We start from the raw sequence: 2,314 nt of genomic DNA on the forward strand, positions 1-2,314 counted from the left end.
TTGCCGGTCTTCTGCGCGAGGGCACGCATGGTGTCGGCCCACTCGCTCCAGGTCCAGTCCCCGCTCGGCAGGGGAACGCCGGTGGCCTGCCACGCCTTTGCGTCGTACACGACGGCCTCGGTGCCACGCCCCTGCGGTACGGCGTACTGCTTGCCGTCGACGGCGCCGGTGGCGAGCAGGCCGGCATCGATCTCGTCCGTCCGCAGCACGGACTTCTGCCGGCCGAGGTCGTAGAGGACGCCGCCGGACGCGTACTGCTCGATCATGCGGTAGTCGAGCTGCATCACATCGGGGGCGTCGCCGCCGGCGGCCTGGGTGGCGAGCTTCTGCTTGTAGCTGTCGTATCCGGAGAACGAGGTCTGCACCTCGATGTCCGGGTGCTCCTTCTCGAAGAGCTCGATCGCCTGCTCCGTCCTGGCCGCCCTGTCCGGATTGCCCCACCAGGTGTAGCGGAGCACGACCTTGCCTGACGAGCCGCTCGTCTCGGCGGAACCGGAGCAGCCGGTCAGCGCCGCGCACAGCACGAGCACGGCGGCCGTGAGCCAGGACGTCGTCCTGTCTACGGGCATTCCGGGCATGCGAAGTCACCCCTCTCCAGACTCTAGAAAGCGCTTGCACCGTTCTGCGACCCTAGGGACGTCCGGATGTCACGACAAGACCCCTGCACCGCCTCATCGGAACGAAAGGCTCCGCATGACCTTCGACACCGCGCCCCGACGTCGTTGTGCCGTGGTGGGTCTGGGCGCCCGCGCCCGGCTCTACACGCAGGCACTGGCCGACCCCTACGCCGACCGAGTAGATCTTGTGGGCTTCTGCGATGTCAACGCGCACCGCATGGACGTCCACAACGACTGGATCGCGTCCGTGCACCCGGACCGCGCGCCCGTACCCAGGTACGGGGCCGAGGACTTCGACGAGATGCTGCGCCGCGAGCGGGTCGACCTCGTGGTGGTGTGCACCGTGGACCGGACCCACGACGACTACATCGTGCGCGCCCTCGAGGCGGGCTGCGACGTGGTCACCGAGAAACCGATGACGACGGACGCCGAGCGCGCCCGGCGCATCCTCGACGCACAGCGGCGGACCGGACGCTCGGTGCGGGTGGCGTTCAACTACCGCTACAACCCGGTGCACTCGGCCGTACGGGAACTCCTCGCGGGCGGCGAGATCGGCGAGGTCGGCTCGGTGCACTTCGAATGGCTCCTCGATCTGCGACACGGCGCGGACTACTTCCGCCGCTGGCACCGCGACAAGGCCAACTCCGGCGGACTCCTCGTCCACAAGTCGACCCACCACTTCGACCTGGTCAACTGGTGGCTGGACGCGACGCCGCACACCGTCTTCGCACAGGGCGGCCTCTTCTTCTACGGCGACGAGGCCGGCCGACGCCGGGGCCTGGCCCGCGACTACACCCGCGCACACGACTCCCCGGCGGCCGACGACGACCCGTACGCCCTGCACCTGGCCGACGAACCGATCCTCAAGTCGCTCTACCTGGACGCCGAGTCGGCGGACGGCTACCACCGCGACCAGAACGTCTTCGCGCCCGGCGTGACCATCGAGGACGACATGGCCGTACTGGTGCGCTACGACTCCGGCGCCACGCTGACGTACCACCTGACGGCATACGCGCCCTGGGAGGGCTACCGCATCGCCTTCAACGGCAGCGAGGGACGACTGGAACTCCTCGTCGAGGAGACGACCTGGTCACGTCCCGGCACCCAGACCGCTCTGCACGGCGCCGAGACCGACGAGGACGCGGGCCGCACCGAACTGCTGCTGCGCCGCTTCTGGGAACGCCCGCGCGAGATCAAGGTCGCCACGGGGGAGGGCGGCCACGGCGGCGGCGACGTCCGTATGCTCGACGACCTCTTCGGCGTCGTCGGCGCCGACCCTCTGGGCCGTGCAGCCGACGCCACGGCCGGCGCCCGGTCCCTGGTGACGGGCCTGGCCGCGAACGAGTCCCTCGCGTCGGGGCGGGCGGTGCGAGCCGCGGACGTGCTGAGCGTCCAGCCGGTGCCGTGACCGGGAACCGGCCGGCGTGGGGCAGTCCCCCCGGCGACCCACCCGCTGTTCAGTCCTTGCGGCCCGTCACGGCGACCGTGAACCCGAGGCCGATCATGGTGAGGCCGCCGACGCCGCCGACCAGGGAGAGCCGCCGCGGGGAGCGGGCGAACCAGTCCCGGGCGGTGGCCGCGGTCAGCCCCCACAGACTGTCGAAGACCACCGCGATGATGTTGAAGACCAGACCGAGCAGCAGCATCTGCACCACGACGTGCCCCTGAGCGCGGTCCACGAACTGGGGCAGTACGGC

General features: G+C 70.3%; 1 protein-coding gene and 2 pseudogenes. 1 reads left to right on the forward strand and 2 read right to left on the reverse strand.

From position 1 onward, the window contains the following. The coding region (locus ACTWQJ_RS50340; protein ID WP_443313036.1) for an ABC transporter substrate-binding protein at positions 1 to 569 on the reverse strand (569 nt) is incomplete at its 3' end. A 75-nt stretch (positions 570 to 644) separates the two neighbouring features. Between ACTWQJ_RS50340 and ACTWQJ_RS50345 the strand changes: the two are divergent. Beyond that, positions 645 to 2,025 (forward strand): annotated as a pseudogene (locus tag ACTWQJ_RS50345) (Gfo/Idh/MocA family protein). A gap of 49 nt (positions 2,026 to 2,074) precedes the next feature. Here the strand turns inward: ACTWQJ_RS50345 and ACTWQJ_RS50350 are convergent. Then, positions 2,075 to 2,314, reverse strand: a pseudogene (locus ACTWQJ_RS50350) (LysE family translocator); the annotation flags it as partial.

The organism is Streptomyces sp. KR55 (assembly GCF_052245645.1).
GTDB classification, from domain to species: domain Bacteria; phylum Actinomycetota; class Actinomycetes; order Streptomycetales; family Streptomycetaceae; genus Streptomyces; species Streptomyces flavusporus.